Origin of the sequence: Paenibacillus sp. p3-SID867, assembly GCF_025142895.1 — a bacterium.
Lineage (GTDB): Bacteria > Bacillota > Bacilli > Paenibacillales > Paenibacillaceae > Paenibacillus_AQ.
The window spans coordinates 295,062-312,854 of record NZ_JAMBDM010000008.1 but is presented as its reverse complement, the minus strand read 5'-3'; the positions used below and the strand labels follow the sequence as shown (position 1 = coordinate 312,854).

The following is a 17,793-nucleotide window of genomic DNA, read 5'->3' as shown; positions in this document are numbered from 1 at the left end:
TTGAACTGAGTCGTTTTTAATATGTTTTGCCCGAATTAGCTGATGCCATTGCCCTCTTGGGAAACTATCAAATTCTTCTATTTAATTATCCATCGTTCACCATAAGCTCGCCGCGTAGATAGATTGTTATCTGATGCCCGGGCCATCCTCGAATCTGCCTTCAAATTCATCTCTTATGATTGAATACAGTTTTACATCTTGCAATTCTTCTTTCGACCATAAATATTTCCTTAATATCCCTTCGAATTTCATTCCGCTCTTCTCCATGACTCTTGCAGATCCTACATTTTCCGGGTGACATTTCGCTTCTACTCTAACTAATTCAAGATCTTTAAATGCGGATTCAATAATTCGGTTTACTACTTCCGTCATGATACCCTGATTCCAATATTCATTAGACAATACATATCCAAGTTCAGCTCTTAGGCATCGATTATTCCATCTCACGAAACTGCAACTTCCAATTAATTGCTTGGTTTCTTTATGTTCAATTCCCCATGGACCTACCTTCTCGGTTTCATACCGATTAAGAACAAAATCAATAAATCCTTTCGTGTCCTCTTTACTCCTGTGATAGTTCCATGTTGTATACCTCGATACTTGGGGCACGGCACAATATTGGTACATATTATCGATGTCTGCATATGTAATCGGTCTTAACAATATTCGATCAGTTTCAAGTATAGGAAAGGTTTCAAAATGGTCTTCTACACGCTTCATGAATTCGCCTCCCAAAATATATTTAAGGGGCTTGTCCCCCGCAGCGCGAATACTCTGTTATGTAATACCGCAGTCCTCTTCGATAAAACTTAAGAAATCTGATCATTCCACATTCTTGTTACTTCTTCTAATTCTAAGTCCTCAAATTGCATTTTATAAATATCCGGTTTCTTTAATTGATTCAAAAACTCCAAGCCAAAAGCTGAATCAAAATGATTCATCATCAAAGTCATTACAAGACCATGAGTCCCGATTGCTATTTTCTTCCCTCTGTGCTCTTTTAATATGGGTTTTAGAACTGAGATTGCTCTTTTCTGACAATCAGCATTAGACTCTCCACCCGGCAAGGTATAATCAGGGTCATTAAAACTCTCTCTGATACAAGACATTAACTCTGTATTTTCAATAATATAAGATGCAAAATGACGTTCTCTAAGATTTTCAAATACTTCAATATCTAACTTTAAGTGCTTGGCCAATCCCTCAACACTAAGAATTGTTCGAGTATAAGGACTTGATATAATCTTATCTATTCCTTCACCTATAAGTAACTTCGTTACTTTTTCAATATCGATCTTTCCTTTTGGGGTAAGCCCTCTTGTTCTTTCATTTCCTTCATTGTATGGTGATTCTCCATGCCTAACCATATAGATAATTGTCTTCATACAGGACTCCTTGAGATACTTTCATTAAATATCACACTGTGATTTCACATAACGGTTCTTATTGTTCACGACGCCCCACCACCTTAAGCCCAAAGGGCGGACGTGTCGCGGTAGGTGATCCATTCCTAACCGTTCATGAATGCTTGTAACCCAATCACCAATATCATTTAAAGTAAGTACGGGACACGCTGGCGAATGCTCTTTCAGGTTACATTCAGAATAATGTCCTTTAGATCAATCAGAGTCTTGATTCGATAGCTTGCCAGTGAGAAGTCATGTGTTTTGGTGAAGTCGTTATGGACAATAGCACAGTCGATACCAGCCGCCACGGCTGAGTTCAACCCTCTGTTTGAATCCTCTACAACCAGGGTCTCTTCTTTGGTAACGTCCAATCGCTTTAGGCCACTCAAGTATGGTTCCGGATGCGGCTTAGTGCGCTCGTAGTCTTCGCGAACAAGGACGAAATCCATGAATTTTCTAATCTGGCGCTTTTCGTGAATAAGTTGAAAATCCGCACGTTTTGCAGTCGTCACGATGGCCATGCGGACGTACTTTGACAGTTCGGCTAGAGTTTCAACTACGCCTTCAATCTCTATGGCTTCTGTTCTTAGATATTCCTGATAATAGACGTTGCGGACCTCACGCTGCTTGCTTATGGTCTGTTCATCAATACCTGCTGCCCTAGCTTGGGACCAAGTGCCCAGCGACTGGGTCATGTCGCGGAGGTATTGATCTTTATCCAAGGTAAATCCAATGTCAGCCAGAGCACGTTCTCCCGCTTTGTAATACCAGTATTCAGTATCAACCAGAACACCATCATGATCGAAGAGTATGTACTTTTTCATTGTTTCATTCTCCCTTACATATTCTTCATGAGTTCTTGAGTTATCTCGAACTAATAAATTGAATTGTTCTTCAATCAGATCTGCCTAGGTTTTAAACAATCTTTTAAGTATTGTATATGTCTTTGAGTTTCAACCATATTTCGCACCAAAATGTTTTTTGATTTAAAGGCTTTATCACCAAAGTTTGTCCTTCTTTTCTATTCAAATAAACAGCGTCATCTTGCTGTAAAAGCTCATCATCGAACTTAAACACAATATCTCTACAGTCTTGCTGTTACTTTTTTTCTCTTGTTTCTGACCACTCTGCTTTTTCAATAGAATATCTTCTTCTCATCAGCAGGTCCCTTCTGAAAATAGTTCTTCTGTTTGAACAACATAGTGTTATCGAATGTCAATGGCTTCCTCGATACCTCTAAAGTTCTTTATACATGCTTCGCTTTTTCATCAGATATTATAGTTTTCTTGCCTTAATCACTAAAGTTACAGGAAGTATCTTCGCTCTCTTGGCCAAATCAATTTTATCGTCCCGCGATTGCATAATCTCATCATCAGTTTGCTCAATCAATTGCTCAATTACAAATCCCGCTTTCGCCAGAGCGTTCACATAGGTTGATAGCTTACGGTCCGCTAATAATAGCTCACCTTCATCAACAGCTACCGGATACCAAGCTTCATCGAAATAACTCTTTCTAAAAACAAACCTACCATTATCATCAGTAACGCATCTGTGTATAGGATGAGACCAACTGAAAATAAATACACCATCTTTTTTAAGATACGTAGCGATACGGCAAAAGGTACCTTCAAGGTCGGTTGTCCAACCGATGGCATAAATCGAATAAACATAGTCAAAATAATCCGCCGGTATGCCGCATTCTTCTTCCATGGGAGAACAGATGAATTTTGCCGATAGACCGAGTGACTCCAAATGCTGCATTGCCTTTTCAATTTGTTTTTCCGATATATCCACAGCCCATAATTCAGATGCGTTGCGTTCCCCTTGATATTGCAAGGATTGGCCGTTGCCGCAGCCGATCTCCAGCAGTTTTTTTCCTGAGATATCGCCAAAGAGCTGGTATTTTTCTTCTGAGATAAACCATCCATAATAAGGAAGTGAAATTGCTCTTAAGAAGTCATTGCCTTTTGTATCCCAATAGAGCCTGTTTGTCTTATGAACAACATTCTTATCCATGTTTTCCGAAATAGTTACGCCAACTTCGCCAGCGCCAATAAGGATTGATCCTCTATTTACAGACTTCTTGTCCATGAAGACACCTTCCCCAGAATAGTTTCTATTTCAGATTTGCATTAATATCTATGAACAACCTAAAAATGTTCTTAATATAAGTCCCATACGCTAAACTTATCAGAGAACCCGATAATAACTTCAAGTTCATCAGGTATATAATCGTTTTCTAAATGATAAGCCGTTAACCGCGCGTGACCTTCTAATACAACTACTCGCGAATTCTCATTCATAGACACAAATATTAATCTTGGAAATACTTTACCGTTCTTGAGAGCTAAGTTGATATCTAGAAATCCTTGGTTACTAATTCCAAAGACTTCAATTTGATTCATGATATTTTTCGATGCCTGTAAAGGAAGTCTAGTATTACTTGATAATTCATTCCAATAACTATAGTTGATGTACATTACTTCGTTTAGATCTTGCTTCTTAAAGAAAGCTTTATACCATTTAACTTCTGTAGGAAAATTCTCAAACAAATCCGTATTGCGACCGAACCCCCTTGTCTGACCAAGAATATCTCGTCTAATTTGGTTCTCGGCTTGATCATTCAAATTAGGTTTAATAAGTAAATTCAAATCATGGTCTCCAAGTGCATGTAAGATTCCTTCCTTAAATCTATCTGAGTTAACCTCTGCAAATAAGAATTCTGCTATTACTTCATCTTCTTGAACTTGACTAACTATCTTCAATTGTTAATCCTCCATAAATATGTTTTGTGCTGATTCCCTATAACGTTACTGTATTCACGACTATGCTGGGTGTCCGGCGAAGACCGGACCAAGGGCGTATGCCCGATGTGTGAAGAATATGTTATATGAAGGACTCTCTTCGCGACTCATCCTACAAAATTCGTATTCAATGTCCATTCTAATCTTCTAATCCACTCGGTTTTTACATTTATATTTGCGTACTGAATTCGATTCAAAATATTAAGGACTCTAGAAATCGCAAATGCTTTTACCGCTTCCTCTGATATGTGTAAGGTTGAATGTAAACGGTATGTACTTAAGAAAATATCAGATAACTCTTCACAAAAATCCGGATAATGAAGATGAACAAACCAAACTGTCCATGCGATATCTTGAAGAGGATGTCCCCATCCTCCCCATTCCCAATCAATCACAACCATCGAATTATCGGATACAATCGTGTTATGAGGACCGAAATCACCATGAATTAAAGTTTTGTCTTCCTCAATATGAATATCCAGAAAATGTTTCACTTTATCTTTTAAACCGCTTGGTACGAAGTCAAGTGAATCGATACCATTCATTAGCTCAATTATCGGTAAATCCGAGTGACTATTTTTGTGTTTTATTGTATGTATTTCACTTGCTAAACGAACACCTAGCCACTTATAGATTTGTCGAGTCTTATCCATATCGCCTTGATCTAGAAATCTCTGTCCGTTTATCCCGTGTATGTAATCCATAATGATATACGAAGACGTGTCGTCCTCAAAATAATCATGAATTCTGGGAGACACGCCTGAATCGTTTAATAGAGTCAATGTATGCAATTCACTCTTAGCGTCACCATTGTTTTTATTAAAAACTTTCGCAATAACCAGTGGATCTGACCCTTCAAGGAGAAGGGTATAGTTAGTATATCCTCCTGTAAGTTCTGTTAATTGGGTATTTGGATACTTAAGCAACAAAATGTTGTTGTCCATAAGCTGAAACCTTCTTTCTTTGTACTTAGTCTTTCACATAACGTTCCGTACTCACGACGCGAGCCGGCCTTAGATAGCTCCTATCTTAGGTCGGCTCGTGAGTCGTTCGAGTTATCTTCCATGATTATACATCGGGCGACCAAGCGGTGTAAGCCCGCAGCGTGAATCTTATGTTATTTGATGCTCAGTCATCTTCGAGTTACTTTCTTATCAGTCCTTTTTTAAATGTAATTTATAAATCTTTAACATATATTCTTTATCTTCTGAGTCATCATTATGTCCTTCTATTGGTAACCCATTACGAAATGGGGTCCCTAAAAAATCATCAAGTATTTCTCTTGGATTATTCAATATTTGTATTTCACAGCTAAATGGTAATTTCTTGTTTATGTCAGATATCAGATTGAATCTTAATTGACTTGCCATAATATCAAACCATAAATAAAAATACATACCTAGATTTGAACTAGAGCTTTCTATTTGATCTTTCCGATTCTGTATAACTTTATTTAAAAATTCATTGAAGTCGTCCGTTGTAATTTGATTAATCAGATCTGGAGAAAGTGATATCCTCCACATATTTGTTTCAATTTCCACTTGAAGATCAGCTTCAGAGGAACCGATATAAATCAAATCGTTTATTATATCTTGAAGATCTTCAAAATATTGTTCCTTACTCATTTGTTGTTCCTTCTTTCTTACAATACCGAGGTTTCATTTAACATTCCCGTATTCACGAACCCTCACGGCCTTAAGCGACCAGCGGGAGTGGCCGCGACGCGGTTAGGTAGTGCAGGGTTGTCCGTTGTCTTCACTTCTCAGAAATGCCTCTTGCGACAGAGGTGCCATAAGGCTCCATAACGTGAAAATATTGTTATACGATGTCATAGCCTTCTTCGAATGAAGTGAAGTTCCCATTTTATTTCTAGGTTTGATTTCTTATTATTAGAGGTTTTTTTGCATCAATAATAATAGATACCATTCCTAGCCCTTCAATCGAATTCCTTGTATCAAATCGAAACGATCTACCTATTCTACCATCCATTTCATTCCAATAGCTGAAATGAAAGTCCCCGTTTTCATCACAATATTCCAACAACGATACTTCAAACCCCGCGATTTCAAATAATGATACGAAGGTTTTTGCATCATAAACTATTTTGTGAGACGCTGCGGGATGATCCTCTGGTCCAGGACCACCGACTTGAACCATCTGTTGATACCAATCATTACGGAAATTCTTATCGGGAACTGCACAACGAATATACCCACCAGGTTTTAAAAATTGATAACAATGCTTCGCAGCCATAATACCTTCTTCATACGTTAAGTGTTCCCATACGTGTTCAGCTAAGAGCACATCAATACTCTCAGGCTCAGATAATTTGTTCCAACTTTCTAATGATAGTAAATTCAACTCATCTTCCTGCGTACTGACCCAACCATCAAATGTTGTTTGTCCAGCTCCAATGACCACTTTCATATAGTTCCACCATCCAATCTTGAATTGACTTACATCACTTAGAAAGTATACTTGACGTTAAATCATTTCATTTACTGTAACTATACTTCCGTTGAACTTCTTCTTTTGAAATTGCTTAAAACAATGTTTGCATATGATTTCCCATAACGTTCCCGTATTCACGAACTCGAGAGCCTTAAGTGACCGTAGGGAACGGGTCGTCAGACTTAGGCTCGCTGGGTTGTCCGGCTGACTCTGCTTCGCCGAAGTTCCTCGGCCCGGATCAAGGGAGCTTAAGCTCCCGTAGCGTGAATACAGTGTTATGCACCGTTACTGTCTTCGAAACATCACCTAAAAACCTTTGATCAAGATTCCAACTCTATTTTTTACTTTGGTATAAAAACTCAACTTCACCATCTAGCAAATATCGATATTCAAATAATTGCATTGTTCTTTCCCTGATTCTCTCCATTATAACCGTGGCTAGGCTTACCGATCCTTGTGATCCAAGGTAACCATTATTAATAAATGTCTTCTCTACAAATTTGGTTTCCCTTAAGTGATACTGTAACCATTCTTTCTGCGATTCAATTAGTGCTTCTCTTGGTTCTTTATCCAACTTAGAAAGAAGCTTCTTATATATTTGATTCAACTCTTTATCCCAAATCTCGGTATATTTGCTTTCCAACGCCCCCCATCCCAATGTTGTAATCTCTTCGGAATTTTGAAATTCATTAAATTCCACTTCATAATCATGATCTATAGGATTTCGAAGCATTTCATCATAAAATTCTCCAGTCAAATCATAGTTCCCCAATGTTCATAGATAACACTTCATTGTTAGAAGGATCTGATCGACCTTCAGTTATTTCTTTCGATTCTGTTCCATTACCTGTACTCACTACATCGGGAGGCAGTTCAGAAATCTTTATTGATTTAGTTTCGCTGTTCAAAGTAGTCGATTGACTAATATTTTGACAAGATGACGACAACATTATCGTAATAAAAAATAAGAAGAGTATCTTACCTTTCATAAATTATCTCCTTAAATATTAGCTAAAATATTTACCTGAATGGTGCATAACGTTTTTGTTTTCACGAAACGACCCAGCCATAGATAGCTCTTATCTTAGGAGAATGGATGTATCTTCCTGATTCAATCTTCCTCAATATGCTTCTGGCAGATCAAGAGCCGAATGGCTCGCAGTGCGAATATTGTGTTAGATGATGTAACCTTGAGTTACCCACACAATCTTTCTAAGATTATTGCTACTCCATCGTTTTCATTAGTTTCTGTTATTTCATCTGCAATATCTTTCAATTCAACTACTGCATTCCCCATTGCTATTGAATATCCAGCTGACTTGAACAGTCCTAAATCATTGTGATCATCACCAAATACAATCAGTGAATCCAGTTCTTCATTGTATATATTGCAAAGTCTAGTAATTGCTGACTCTTTCGATGCTTGAAGTGGCATTATTTGAATCAATTGATTATTATCCGTAATCAGTATATTTACTTGCTGTCCAAACTTCGAAATAAGTCCTGGAATCTGATTTTTGCCGGAGAGCAATATCTTTGTAGCTTCATATTGTTTTAATTCTTCCAATGATTTAATTATTGGGTTAGACCTTGCATTCATTGTGGTAGTATAATCATATTCGCGTAAGCCAAACCATTCATCTTTTACTTCCATTGTCATATCTAGTTGCGGATAATGATGTAAGCAATAATCGATGATTTCAGAAGTTAAATCAGATGGAATTGATTCACAAAATTCGGTCTTGGATTTATTACATATTGTTTGTGCTCCGTTATAATACACAAACGCTCCAATCTCCAACAACTCTTTTGGAAGAAAAAACTTTACAGTTCTAGGAGGGCGTGCTGTTGCAAAGATTATTCTCATCCCCCTTTGATAACAGGAAAGTACGGCTTCAAAGTTTCTTTCAGAGACTTGCTTTTTAGAATTTAAAAATGTGCCATCCAAATCTAAGACAACGGTAGAATACTTCAACGAAACGCCTCCTATATAAAATTCATCGTTATTTCATCTAACGTTTTTGTATTCACGAACCTTCACTGCCTTAAGTGACCGGAGGGAACGGCCGCGACGCAGTTAGGCAGTGTAAGGTTGTCCGGCTGACTATGCTTCACTGCTACTGAATTATCTTCCCTGAACCCTCTTCTTCATACTTCGGTCGGACCAAGGAGCGATATAGACACAGCGTGAATACGTTGTTATCGGATGATTAAACCTTCCCCGAAATACCTTCAAAATCTCTTTCAATGTTCTTATATACGCATTTAAAACGCTCTATCTCAGGATAATTCTCTCCAAGATTTATAATCATAAAGCCGACTTTCTTATAAAAACTCACTGCGTCTTTATTCGTTTAAGCAATTAATTCTAGATCAGGATATAACTTTGAAATTGCCCTTACTAATTCTTCTCCAATTCCTCTATGTATATATTCAGTTTCGATCGCAATGTGTTTAATTTCAATTTCATCAGGGTTATGAATTAAACCAATGATTCCAACTAATATGTCTTTCAAATATATCCCATGAAGCGATCTATCTTCACTAGTCTTATAGAGTTCGCATTGTTGAATTATTCTTTCTTCATTCGGAAACATGCAATAGGTGAGGAACTTACATAGCTCTTGATCTGACAAATCAATGAAATGCTTAATTGATCACTTCCTAATCCTTAAATAGCTTAGCTTTGCACGAGTCTCGATAACGTTCAGGCATTCACGAACCCTCATCGGCTTAAGAGCGTAGCGCGGGCCGTCAGACTTAGCCGGTGCAGGGTTGTCCGCAGAAACAACTTCTCCGAAAATACTTATTACGGACCGAGGGGCGTAAGCCAGATGCACTTTCCTTAATGTTCATGTTCGGCATGTTCATTTTGGCATTGCTCACCTACATGAAAAAGAAATAGACCGCCCTGGCTAGGATAACGGTCTATTTCCGACCCATCTTACGTGGCCGACTGCTCTTTATGCAGTTGTTGTACTTTGGAGTCGTGTTCGCGCACGGCTCCTTACTTATTCTTACCTCAGTATAACTCATTTTATAACGCTTCTATAGGTTTTGTTGATTATTTTTATTTATATAAGGTCTGTAATGTTGTCTGTAGTAATTTCACTTAACGTTCCCGCATTCACGAACCCGAGGGGCTTAAGGCGCGGAGCGCCGGGTCCAACGGACTTAGCCTCGCAGGGTTTTCCGCCTAAATCAGCTTCCTCGAAATGCCTCGAGCGGACCAGTGATCAGCTTGCCGGTCCGCCACGTGAATGCATTGTTATAAGAAGTTTATGCCATCTATGAATACACTGTCAAAATCCTTAGACACTTAGTTTTGAAGCAATAATCACAGCTTCCCTAGGGTTCAAAAGTAATTCCGATGCAGCAAGTTTAGGATGATTCAACCAAAAATTTCTTATCTTATCTGGTTTCCCCTTCCAATCATCCGGCCAATATTCTTCTGGAGTCAGGTCATCAAGTATTAACAAGCCTCCTATTGACATGCTTTCAAATAATAATTCTGCATTATCCTTTTTCGCATCTTTGACATCTGCAAATATTAAATCAAAGGGTCCCCTTTTCAATGCATCCTTCCAGTCACCGCATAAAAACTCGACATTCTCCCTACCCAATATCTCTATAGCACTTTTCACTTGACTCTGGTCGATGTCTACAGTAACTAATTTGGCATCCTTTGACATTGCAGAAATTATCCAAGCTGTACTTACTCCGAATCCTGTACCAATCTCAAGTATATTCTTCTTTTCCTGTCCCGCCAGAGTATATAGAAGTCTTCCGAAATCATCAGTGCAAGATTTAGTAAATCCAGCTTTCTCAGCAAAATCTTTGCTTAGGGTAACAAATGTAGGTATAAACGTATTGGATCGATATGTTGTCATCATCTTGACTCTCCTTTCAAATAGCAGGTATTTCATATAACGTTGTTATATTCACGACGCCCGACAAAGTCGAATGTGTCCGGTTGCTCCCGCTTCCAGGAATATCGCTGCCGGACCGAGAGCGTATGCCCGAAGCGTGAATATTATGTTATCTGCTGTTGCTACTACTCGAATCTGCCCTCACTTATCAATCTTCTGTTTATTTTCTGATAGTTCTTGTATATAATTTCTAATAATATTTACGCCTTCAACTGAATTTAAAAATTCCTTGATCTCATTTTCTTTTGCCTTTTCCCTAATGAACGAAATTGATTCATCTCTTTCAGATTTAAATCCTATTAATGTTATCGCTATGCCCAAACTAATTAACGTAAATGCATCACTAAGAGCATTTACTTGTTTGACAGAAAGATCGATTTTTATATTAGGCAAGACAATTATAGCCAGCACCGCTAATCCAATGAATAAAGAGCGTAGGCTAACTAAAATTCTATTTGGCTTCTGGTCTTTCTTTGCCAATGCTCTTTCAATCACAAATTGCACCAAATCGTATAGAATAAGAAAAAACGCAGCAATGGAAATATATAATAACCACTTTCCAGTAACATTAATAACAGAAGTGAATCTCAAAATTGATAATATAATAAAGCTTACTCCAGCAACTTTAGTGAAGGTTACAGTCAAATCATGTCCCTCCTAATACAGTTTTTAATATTTTGGCAATTGCAGATAACGTTCTCATATTCACGACGTCCAACCGACTTAAGCGGCCGCGAATGCGGTTAGTCGGTGCGGATGTGTCCGCTAGAACACGCTTCAATGTCTTCTCCTCGGGTGGACCGAGGAGCCGCCAGGCTCCGATGCGTGAAAATAATGTTAACTGAAGCCAGTGCCGTCTTCGGGTTCTCTAATTCTCATTTTTAAATCTTCTTTCAAGCTCTTTAACAAATACATCAATTGGATATTTATAATCGATTGGTTTGTAAATAAATCGATTATTCCACTTGTGTCGTAGAGCTTGATCTCTGAAATCTTCGTTTTCGCTCTCTAGTGTCTTCATAACAAGCATAATTTCATTCATTGTACTTATAACACTTCTACTATCCGTTTTGGTAATAGCCTTTTCGCTACATCTTTCTAAATAATATTGCGCTAGAGTATCAGGGATTTCTTCAACGGCAAAATAAGCTTCCAAATTATCTTTAAAGATTTCTCTTAGTTTATTTGCTTGATTTGTTCTAATTCCAGTGACAGTTAAACTTAATCTAGAAAAGTCATTCATAAACACATAGTGCTTTCTACCATATAATTTAAAAAGGTTTACATGCCAACTAAAGAAAGAATCCGTATGTTCAATTGTTTCTGGTTTGGCATTTAGATCTTTTAATGTGTCTCTCGTTGTTTTGAAAATAATCATGATTTTTGTTCCTTTCGTTCTTGCACTGGATTCAGATATCGTTCGTGCATTCACGAACCCTCACTGGCTTAAGCTGCCGGCCGATCCCCACGGGATTAGGCAGCCGGGTCGAAGACTTAGCCAGTGCAGGGTTGTCCCCTTAAATTGGCTCCCAGAATCCGCCTCGGGGGACCGAGAGACGCTAAGGCGGCCCGATGCGTGAATGCTACGTTATACGTCGGTCTCTCTTCATTGAACTGCTTACATAGTTGTTCTTTTTGATTTTATGTAGTTCTAATGCGCTCAACTTTGCTAATTCTCCCTGAATAATTCGCAAGCAATAGGTCCAATAATCCATTCGGTACTAGTTTTTCCTGTTTATTATTTTCGAATCCATTAATTGATTTCCAAACTGCTTTATATGGATTTATTCCTTCTATGCCTTCGATAACTTCTCTTTTGTATAATTCATGATCAACAAGATCGGCTTCATAAATGAAATCTACTTCATGACCTATCTGATCCAAGTATGTAAATAGTAAATAGGTTTTCGATGACAAACTTTAGCTTGGGTTCTTGTATTTCAGCATTTAATTCTTCTCTTACTTCTCGAATTATCGTCTCTTTACTACTCTCTCCATACTCAACCGTTCCACCAACCAGCCGATAACAAGTCTTGTTTACGGCTTTATCATATATTTCTTCAACTAATTTGATCGCCTCTTCGAATTAGATACAATGAAACGGTCCTAATGATCATTCAATGATTCCTTTCTATGTTTTTCTATGTATTTTAGAAGACTATAGTATAACGTCACTTGTATCTGCGAACCCTGAGAGCTTAAGGGAGCGCAGCGAACGGGTCCGACGGACTTAGCCTCGCAGGGTTGTGAGCTGAATTTACTCCACTGCTACCTCATCTTGCGAACCAAGGGCGTATGCCCGCAACGTAGATACTCTGTTATAAGATGTCCCCGCCTTCAGAGCTGATCCCCACTTACCTCTTAAGTTCTGTCAATCTCTTCTCAATGTTCTTTTTTCTTGTCTCTGGTTTTTTAAAGTGGCTAATCCCATATATAAATTTTGATTTTTGGGGATAAGGTAAGTTCTGATATAGTTCATATGCTACTTGATCTTTTTCAAATGCTTCTTTAAAATCTTGTGGGATCTTGATTTTTATTTCTTTTTTTCTATAGATTCCATCAATGTAAAGTTCCATAAAGTGCGTAATTTCCCCTTTAGGCTCATACTTCGATTCAAACACACCAAATTCCGGATCATAAAAAGTTCCATCGTAGTAAAGCACACTATGTGTATATGTTGGAAATTTAACGAGTAATACGCAAAGTGGTGGAAGTTCATCAACCAGATCAATATCACGCCAACTCAAGTAATCAATCTTATATTTTTTTAGAGCTTTATAAAAATCCGAAGTTCCTGAACCTTCCTTTCCTCTCATCGCAGCCATTGCTTCTTCAATAGGAATTTGTGCTACCATTGCTAAGCATGCCTCATCACACGATGAAAAATCTGGTTGGGAAACATAATTAATCTTAAATTTATTCATCTTCCAGCACCTCATGTAATTGTCGTTTTTAATTATTTTGCCTGGATTTCTTATAACGTCCCCGCATTCACAAACCCAAGAACCTACAGCCCCCAACGGGGGCGGCCGCGAGCCCGCAAGGTTGTCAGCTGAAACCGCTCACTTGAAATGCCCCATGGCTACCAAGCAGCCGTAAGGCTGCGATGCGTGAATGCATTGTTATGTGAGGTTCGAGGCTTCCACGTACTACATACAAGATGTTCTTTATTGAAGTCTATTCGCTATTTAATAACAGGCACTAGATAATCAAGAATAATTTTTTCTCCCTTTTCTAGTGGGTTGCAGTATCTATCGTATGTGTAAACATCACACCAATAAAAGTTTTCATGATCAATCCTATATCCTGTTTTCTCAATCGCCTCAGAACAAAGTAAATATGCAGAATCAATAATATCGTTAAGATTATCTGCTTCAATCCATACTTTAGCTACTGTACCTGCTGAAATATTCTGAAAATACATATTTTCTGGAATTGGTGCATCAGGTTGAACTAATTTACCTATGATATACTGGAAACTATCCTTTCCGATAAATTTACTCATGTGACCAAGCCCAACATAATTATCAATGTCTTTGCAGATCCAATTTTCAATTTCGGTGAATCTGTTAAACAAACCTTCATTAAATGCTGAACCCCAGCATTCTTCTCCCGCTTTTTGAAATGAAGTAATATTCATCATTCCTACAACTTTTCGAGGACCATATTCCACGTATTCAATTCTTTTAAGATCTGCCATAATTCGTTTCCCTCCTACAATTCTTATATTTGTGAAGGAGGCCCTAGGATAATCATTAAGCTTAACTCCTCCCTTTCTAATACTGGAGGGCGAAAACTTATGGTGCTGTTTGAATGCTCTAGTAAACGAAGAATGAGAGTTAAACCCGTATTTCATAGCTATGTCAATTATTTTTCCCTTGCTATTTTTTATATCATACCCTGCCAATGTCAATCGACGACGCATTATGTATTCGGATATTGTTATTCCGGTAATATATACAAAAATTCGTTGGAATAAAGGGGCAGGGCAACATGCAATTTTTGAAATGATAGTAAAGTCAACTTCATTTGAGTCGGAAATTTCATTCTCCAGATATTCAACTACGCTTTCAAAGGCTTTAAAGTTATCCATTAGCCACCTCCTTCAACTATAATTGTAGGATTTTTTCGTAGTAGATCTTTACAATTGCTGTGCAAAATATGTAAAGAAAACTAATATGTTGTTAATTTTCCGCACATGTATGCTAAATTCCCGGTGTATTCTTTACTAGATTTTACCGAATTTCACGTAACGTTGTTGTATTCACGATCCCTCACTGGCTTAAGGCGCGAATGCGATGGTTCGACGGACTTATTGTCCGGCTGTCTCCGCTTCCCTGAAATGCCCCTGCCAGGCGGAGGGACGGATGGCTCGATCCGTGAATATGATGTTATATGAAGATGCTTTCTTGTTCTGCTAACCTATAAAATTGTCTTTATGCTCCTTTATGAAATTCAATTGAAGTTCTAATAGATCTTCTTTGTACTCATAAAACTTGTCATCCAATACATTTAATCTCTCACTTTGTATATCTGTATTTTCATCATCCTTCTCACCTTGAAGATTCGGATCCTCTACAACTCTTATAGCCTCTTCCAGTAAACTCGCAGTATAACTTGCATTAATTCTTCTTAATGAATCCAATGTTTCGACTTTATACTTACTACTACTATTTAAGAAAAACTGATCAAACCCACCATTATTAACTTCTCCCTCAAGTCCCATCATGCAAAATATTACTTGTTCACTTTCTGTAAGTTCTTGAAATCCTGTTTCATAGTACTTTTCATGTATTTTATCTCCTACTGCAAGCAATAGTTCTAGATCTTCCTTTGTTTTCATAAACTCTTTGACGTATTTCTGCATTGATAGTACCTCCAAAAATGTTAAATGACTTTCATATAACGTTCTTGTATTCATGACGTCCGACTAAGTCGGATGTATCTGCTGAAATGCCTCTTAGAAATTCATCCAGCAGGTCAAGGCTCCGACGAGCTGCAGCTTGAATATGTTGTTATACGAACCGGGAGGAGGTGAGCACTCCCCCTAAAAGTGCCGAAAAACCCTTATATATCAACGGATTTTCGCGTTTGTAAAACCCTTCCAAAAGGCTGTAAATAACCCGAAATTTCGTGGAAGTTAAACGCAGTCGTACATCCAAATGTTTTACGAACCTCCCCCTGCTCACTTCGTATATCTGCTTTGCTTCGCATATCCAATAAGGGAGGAAATGCGAAGTGTCTCAACCTAATATGATCGATTGGTCAAGCCTGGTTCATTTGTTCCTCATGGACTGCAAGTCCAGAAACTTGGCCAAGACGACTATTCGCCGTTATCGGGACGGATTGAAAAACATCGAACAGCACTTAAAAACCCAAAATCTCGAATGGTTTGATTTGACTTCCGATTTGTTAAAACATCGCATCATCCCCAGTATGCTTGATGGGGCATTGTCCCTGAGAACCGTCAATTGCAACCTGGCTATTATCAAAGAACTTTTCGCGTTTCTCGTGGCTGAGAAACAAGCTGATTGCAATATTGCGGATGGACTAAAGCCTTTTAAAGTCCAACCCTCTTTGATGCATACTTTCACGGATGCTCATTTGACGCGACTGTTCACTCAACACGATCGTTCAACATTTACTGGCTTCCGTAATTACATGATGATGTTGATTTTGCTTGAAACCGGCATACGCCTGAACGAACTCACTCAACTCCAAATCACAGATGTTCTATTAGATGAAGGAATGGTACGTGTTCGGCATGGGAAAGGCAGAAAGGCCAGAATGGTGCCGATTCAGCGAATTGTATCTCATGAGTTACATCTTTATTTGCTGGAGCGAGGAACGTTGTACACGGATCGGCTGTGGATCACGTTGGACAATCGCCCATTCGATGAAGGTGGCATTCGAACCATGATTTCGCGGATATGCAAAACCGCAAACATTCAGGATGTTCAATGTTCCTGCCATACTTTTCGCCATACCTTTGCAAAAAAGTATTTATTAAACGGTGGCGATATTTTCTCGTTAAAAAATATTCTCGGGCACTCACGGATAGAAACAACTGAAATGTATGTTGAACTTTTCTCGCGCGATTTGCAGATCCAACATGAGAAGTTTAGTCCGCTGGAACAGATCATTCAGGAATTCCCCTCTATCTTCACCGAAAGCGAGGTGCATGGGGAATGACTATCGGACGCAGACAAAACAAATTAACAAAGGTCGATAAGGCGAGCGACGCCAAGCAACAGTTAAGCTATAGCGATCTGCTTCACTCTTTTATTCTCGATTGCAAATCAAAAAAACTTTCGCCACTCACGATTCGTTTTTATCAGGATAGCGCAAAACAATTGGAAGCTGCCTTCCGGGACCAGGAGATTGTACTGGATATTTACTCTGTCACTTCCCGAGATATTAAGAATCATTTTATTGCCTATCTATTCGAACAAGGAAAATCGGACAATACCGTAAATGGACGCATAAAGGCCATTAAGCAATTCCTGAGATATTTATTTGAGGAAGGCTGGCTCCTTCAGAATCTTGCAAACGAGATTCATGCCACCAAAGCTGAAAAGTTGATGATTCAAACCTTTACCAAAGAACAAGTCGTCGCCTTGTTGGAGCAACCGGTGCGAAATACGTTCTCGGGCTTTCGGGACTACACCATGATGCTGGTTCTTTTTGAAACGGGAATGCGAATCAGTGAATTATGTAATTTGAAGATTGGCGATGTCTTTTTTAAGGAACAAGAAATTCGTATTACAAAAGGAAAAGGGGGAAAAGCCCGCCGCGTGCCTATGCAACAAACGTGTGCTAAAGTGATACGCCGTTACCTGGATATACGTGGAGACTTGGAGACGGAAGCGCTGTTCGTAAACTTGAACAATGAAAAGATCAGCACCCGAGCGCTACAGGAGAAAATGCATGATTACGGTCTTGCTTCGAGCATTAATGGGGTAAGGGTATCCCCTCATACCTTCCGGCATACGATGGCCAAGTTCTATATCTTAAATGGCGGTGATCCGTTCACGCTCCGGCGAATATTAGGCCACGCCACGCTTAAAATGGTCGAATACTATGTTGAGCTATTTAGCAGCGATATTAAGCAACAGCACAAAAAGTATAGCCCGGTTGAAAACATGAAACGTATTATTTGAACCTTGCCATAAGCAGCAGCGAAGGCCATTCACAACGGAATGG

At 38.6% G+C, this 17,793-nt stretch carries 20 protein-coding genes and 1 pseudogene; 3 read left to right on the top strand and 18 right to left on the bottom strand.

Annotated elements, in window-relative coordinates; genetic code table 11:
• Positions 1 to 126: 126 nt before the first annotated feature.
• The 11 genes and pseudogenes from M4D81_RS18385 to M4D81_RS34830 form a co-directional block, all read right to left on the bottom strand.
• Positions 127 to 720, bottom strand: coding sequence for a GNAT family N-acetyltransferase (locus M4D81_RS18385; RefSeq protein WP_260067546.1), 594 nt, complete (start codon positions 718 to 720; stop codon positions 127 to 129).
• A gap of 89 nt (positions 721 to 809) precedes the next feature.
• The gene (locus tag M4D81_RS18380) at positions 810 to 1,385 is read right to left on the bottom strand and encodes a histidine phosphatase family protein (protein ID WP_260067545.1); all 576 of its coding nucleotides are present in this window, start codon (positions 1,383 to 1,385) and stop codon (positions 810 to 812) included.
• 203 nt (positions 1,386 to 1,588) lie between these two features.
• Positions 1,589 to 2,230 carry an HAD family hydrolase gene (locus M4D81_RS18375; protein WP_260067544.1) on the bottom strand — a complete coding sequence of 214 codons (642 nt, stop codon included), beginning with the start codon at positions 2,228 to 2,230 and terminating at the stop codon, positions 1,589 to 1,591.
• Between the two features lie 451 nt (positions 2,231 to 2,681).
• Positions 2,682 to 3,497, bottom strand: a complete 816-nt coding sequence (locus M4D81_RS18370) for a class I SAM-dependent methyltransferase (RefSeq protein ID WP_260067543.1) — start codon at positions 3,495 to 3,497, stop codon at positions 2,682 to 2,684.
• Between the two features lie 71 nt (positions 3,498 to 3,568).
• Entirely contained in the window at positions 3,569 to 4,171 is a 603-nt protein-coding gene (locus M4D81_RS18365; protein ID WP_260067542.1) for a hypothetical protein, read from the bottom strand.
• A 146-nt stretch (positions 4,172 to 4,317) separates the two neighbouring features.
• The gene (locus tag M4D81_RS18360; protein WP_260067541.1) at positions 4,318 to 5,154 is read right to left on the bottom strand and encodes a phosphotransferase family protein; all 837 of its coding nucleotides are present in this window, start codon (positions 5,152 to 5,154) and stop codon (positions 4,318 to 4,320) included.
• Between the two features lie 210 nt (positions 5,155 to 5,364).
• Positions 5,365 to 5,835, bottom strand: coding sequence for a hypothetical protein (locus M4D81_RS18355; RefSeq protein ID WP_260067540.1), 471 nt, complete (start codon positions 5,833 to 5,835; stop codon positions 5,365 to 5,367).
• A gap of 244 nt (positions 5,836 to 6,079) precedes the next feature.
• Complete coding sequence (locus M4D81_RS18350; RefSeq protein WP_260067539.1) at positions 6,080 to 6,637, bottom strand: class I SAM-dependent methyltransferase; 558 nt, start codon at positions 6,635 to 6,637, stop codon at positions 6,080 to 6,082.
• A 358-nt stretch (positions 6,638 to 6,995) separates the two neighbouring features.
• Positions 6,996 to 7,650 (bottom strand): annotated as a pseudogene (locus M4D81_RS34700) (lysozyme inhibitor LprI family protein).
• 206 nt (positions 7,651 to 7,856) lie between these two features.
• Entirely contained in the window at positions 7,857 to 8,636 is a 780-nt protein-coding gene (locus M4D81_RS18340) for an HAD family hydrolase (RefSeq protein WP_260067537.1), read from the bottom strand.
• Positions 8,637 to 9,015: 379 nt separating this feature from the next.
• A complete protein-coding gene (locus M4D81_RS34830) occupies positions 9,016 to 9,258 on the bottom strand; it encodes a GNAT family N-acetyltransferase (protein ID WP_397376709.1) in 243 nt (80 codons plus the stop codon).
• A 170-nt stretch (positions 9,259 to 9,428) separates the two neighbouring features.
• On the opposite strand from M4D81_RS34830, the gene M4D81_RS18335 reads away from it, so the two are divergent.
• Positions 9,429 to 9,566, top strand: a complete 138-nt coding sequence (locus tag M4D81_RS18335) for a putative holin-like toxin (RefSeq protein WP_260067536.1) — start codon at positions 9,429 to 9,431, stop codon at positions 9,564 to 9,566.
• 406 nt (positions 9,567 to 9,972) lie between these two features.
• Here the strand turns inward: M4D81_RS18335 and M4D81_RS18330 are convergent, their stop codons facing one another.
• The 7 genes from M4D81_RS18330 to M4D81_RS18305 form a co-directional block, all read right to left on the bottom strand.
• Entirely contained in the window at positions 9,973 to 10,554 is a 582-nt protein-coding gene (locus tag M4D81_RS18330; protein WP_260067535.1) for an O-methyltransferase, read from the bottom strand.
• Between the two features lie 177 nt (positions 10,555 to 10,731).
• Positions 10,732 to 11,235, bottom strand: coding sequence for a hypothetical protein (locus M4D81_RS18325; protein ID WP_260067534.1), 504 nt, complete (start codon positions 11,233 to 11,235; stop codon positions 10,732 to 10,734).
• A 223-nt stretch (positions 11,236 to 11,458) separates the two neighbouring features.
• Positions 11,459 to 12,022 (bottom strand): DUF6933 domain-containing protein, encoded by a 564-nt coding sequence (locus M4D81_RS18320; protein WP_260067533.1) that lies wholly within the window; start codon positions 12,020 to 12,022, stop codon positions 11,459 to 11,461.
• Positions 12,023 to 12,454: 432 nt separating this feature from the next.
• On the bottom strand, positions 12,455 to 12,610 hold the full coding sequence (locus tag M4D81_RS34825) for an NUDIX domain-containing protein (protein ID WP_397376708.1): 156 nt from the start codon (positions 12,608 to 12,610) through the stop codon (positions 12,455 to 12,457).
• A gap of 334 nt (positions 12,611 to 12,944) precedes the next feature.
• The gene (locus tag M4D81_RS18315) at positions 12,945 to 13,514 is read right to left on the bottom strand and encodes a YdeI/OmpD-associated family protein (protein WP_260067532.1); all 570 of its coding nucleotides are present in this window, start codon (positions 13,512 to 13,514) and stop codon (positions 12,945 to 12,947) included.
• A gap of 260 nt (positions 13,515 to 13,774) precedes the next feature.
• Complete coding sequence (locus M4D81_RS18310) at positions 13,775 to 14,683, bottom strand: AraC family transcriptional regulator (protein WP_260067531.1); 909 nt, start codon at positions 14,681 to 14,683, stop codon at positions 13,775 to 13,777.
• 324 nt (positions 14,684 to 15,007) lie between these two features.
• Complete coding sequence (locus tag M4D81_RS18305; RefSeq protein WP_260067530.1) at positions 15,008 to 15,457, bottom strand: DMP19 family protein; 450 nt, start codon at positions 15,455 to 15,457, stop codon at positions 15,008 to 15,010.
• Positions 15,458 to 15,828: 371 nt separating this feature from the next.
• Between M4D81_RS18305 and M4D81_RS18300 the strand changes: the two genes are divergently transcribed.
• Positions 15,829 to 16,782, top strand: a complete 954-nt coding sequence (locus tag M4D81_RS18300; protein ID WP_248551631.1) for a tyrosine-type recombinase/integrase — start codon at positions 15,829 to 15,831, stop codon at positions 16,780 to 16,782.
• A complete protein-coding gene (locus tag M4D81_RS18295; RefSeq protein ID WP_169284721.1) occupies positions 16,779 to 17,750 on the top strand; it encodes a tyrosine-type recombinase/integrase in 972 nt (323 codons plus the stop codon). The genes M4D81_RS18300 and M4D81_RS18295 overlap by 4 nt, the downstream gene beginning before the upstream one ends.
• The last annotated feature ends 43 nt before the right edge of the window (positions 17,751 to 17,793 follow it).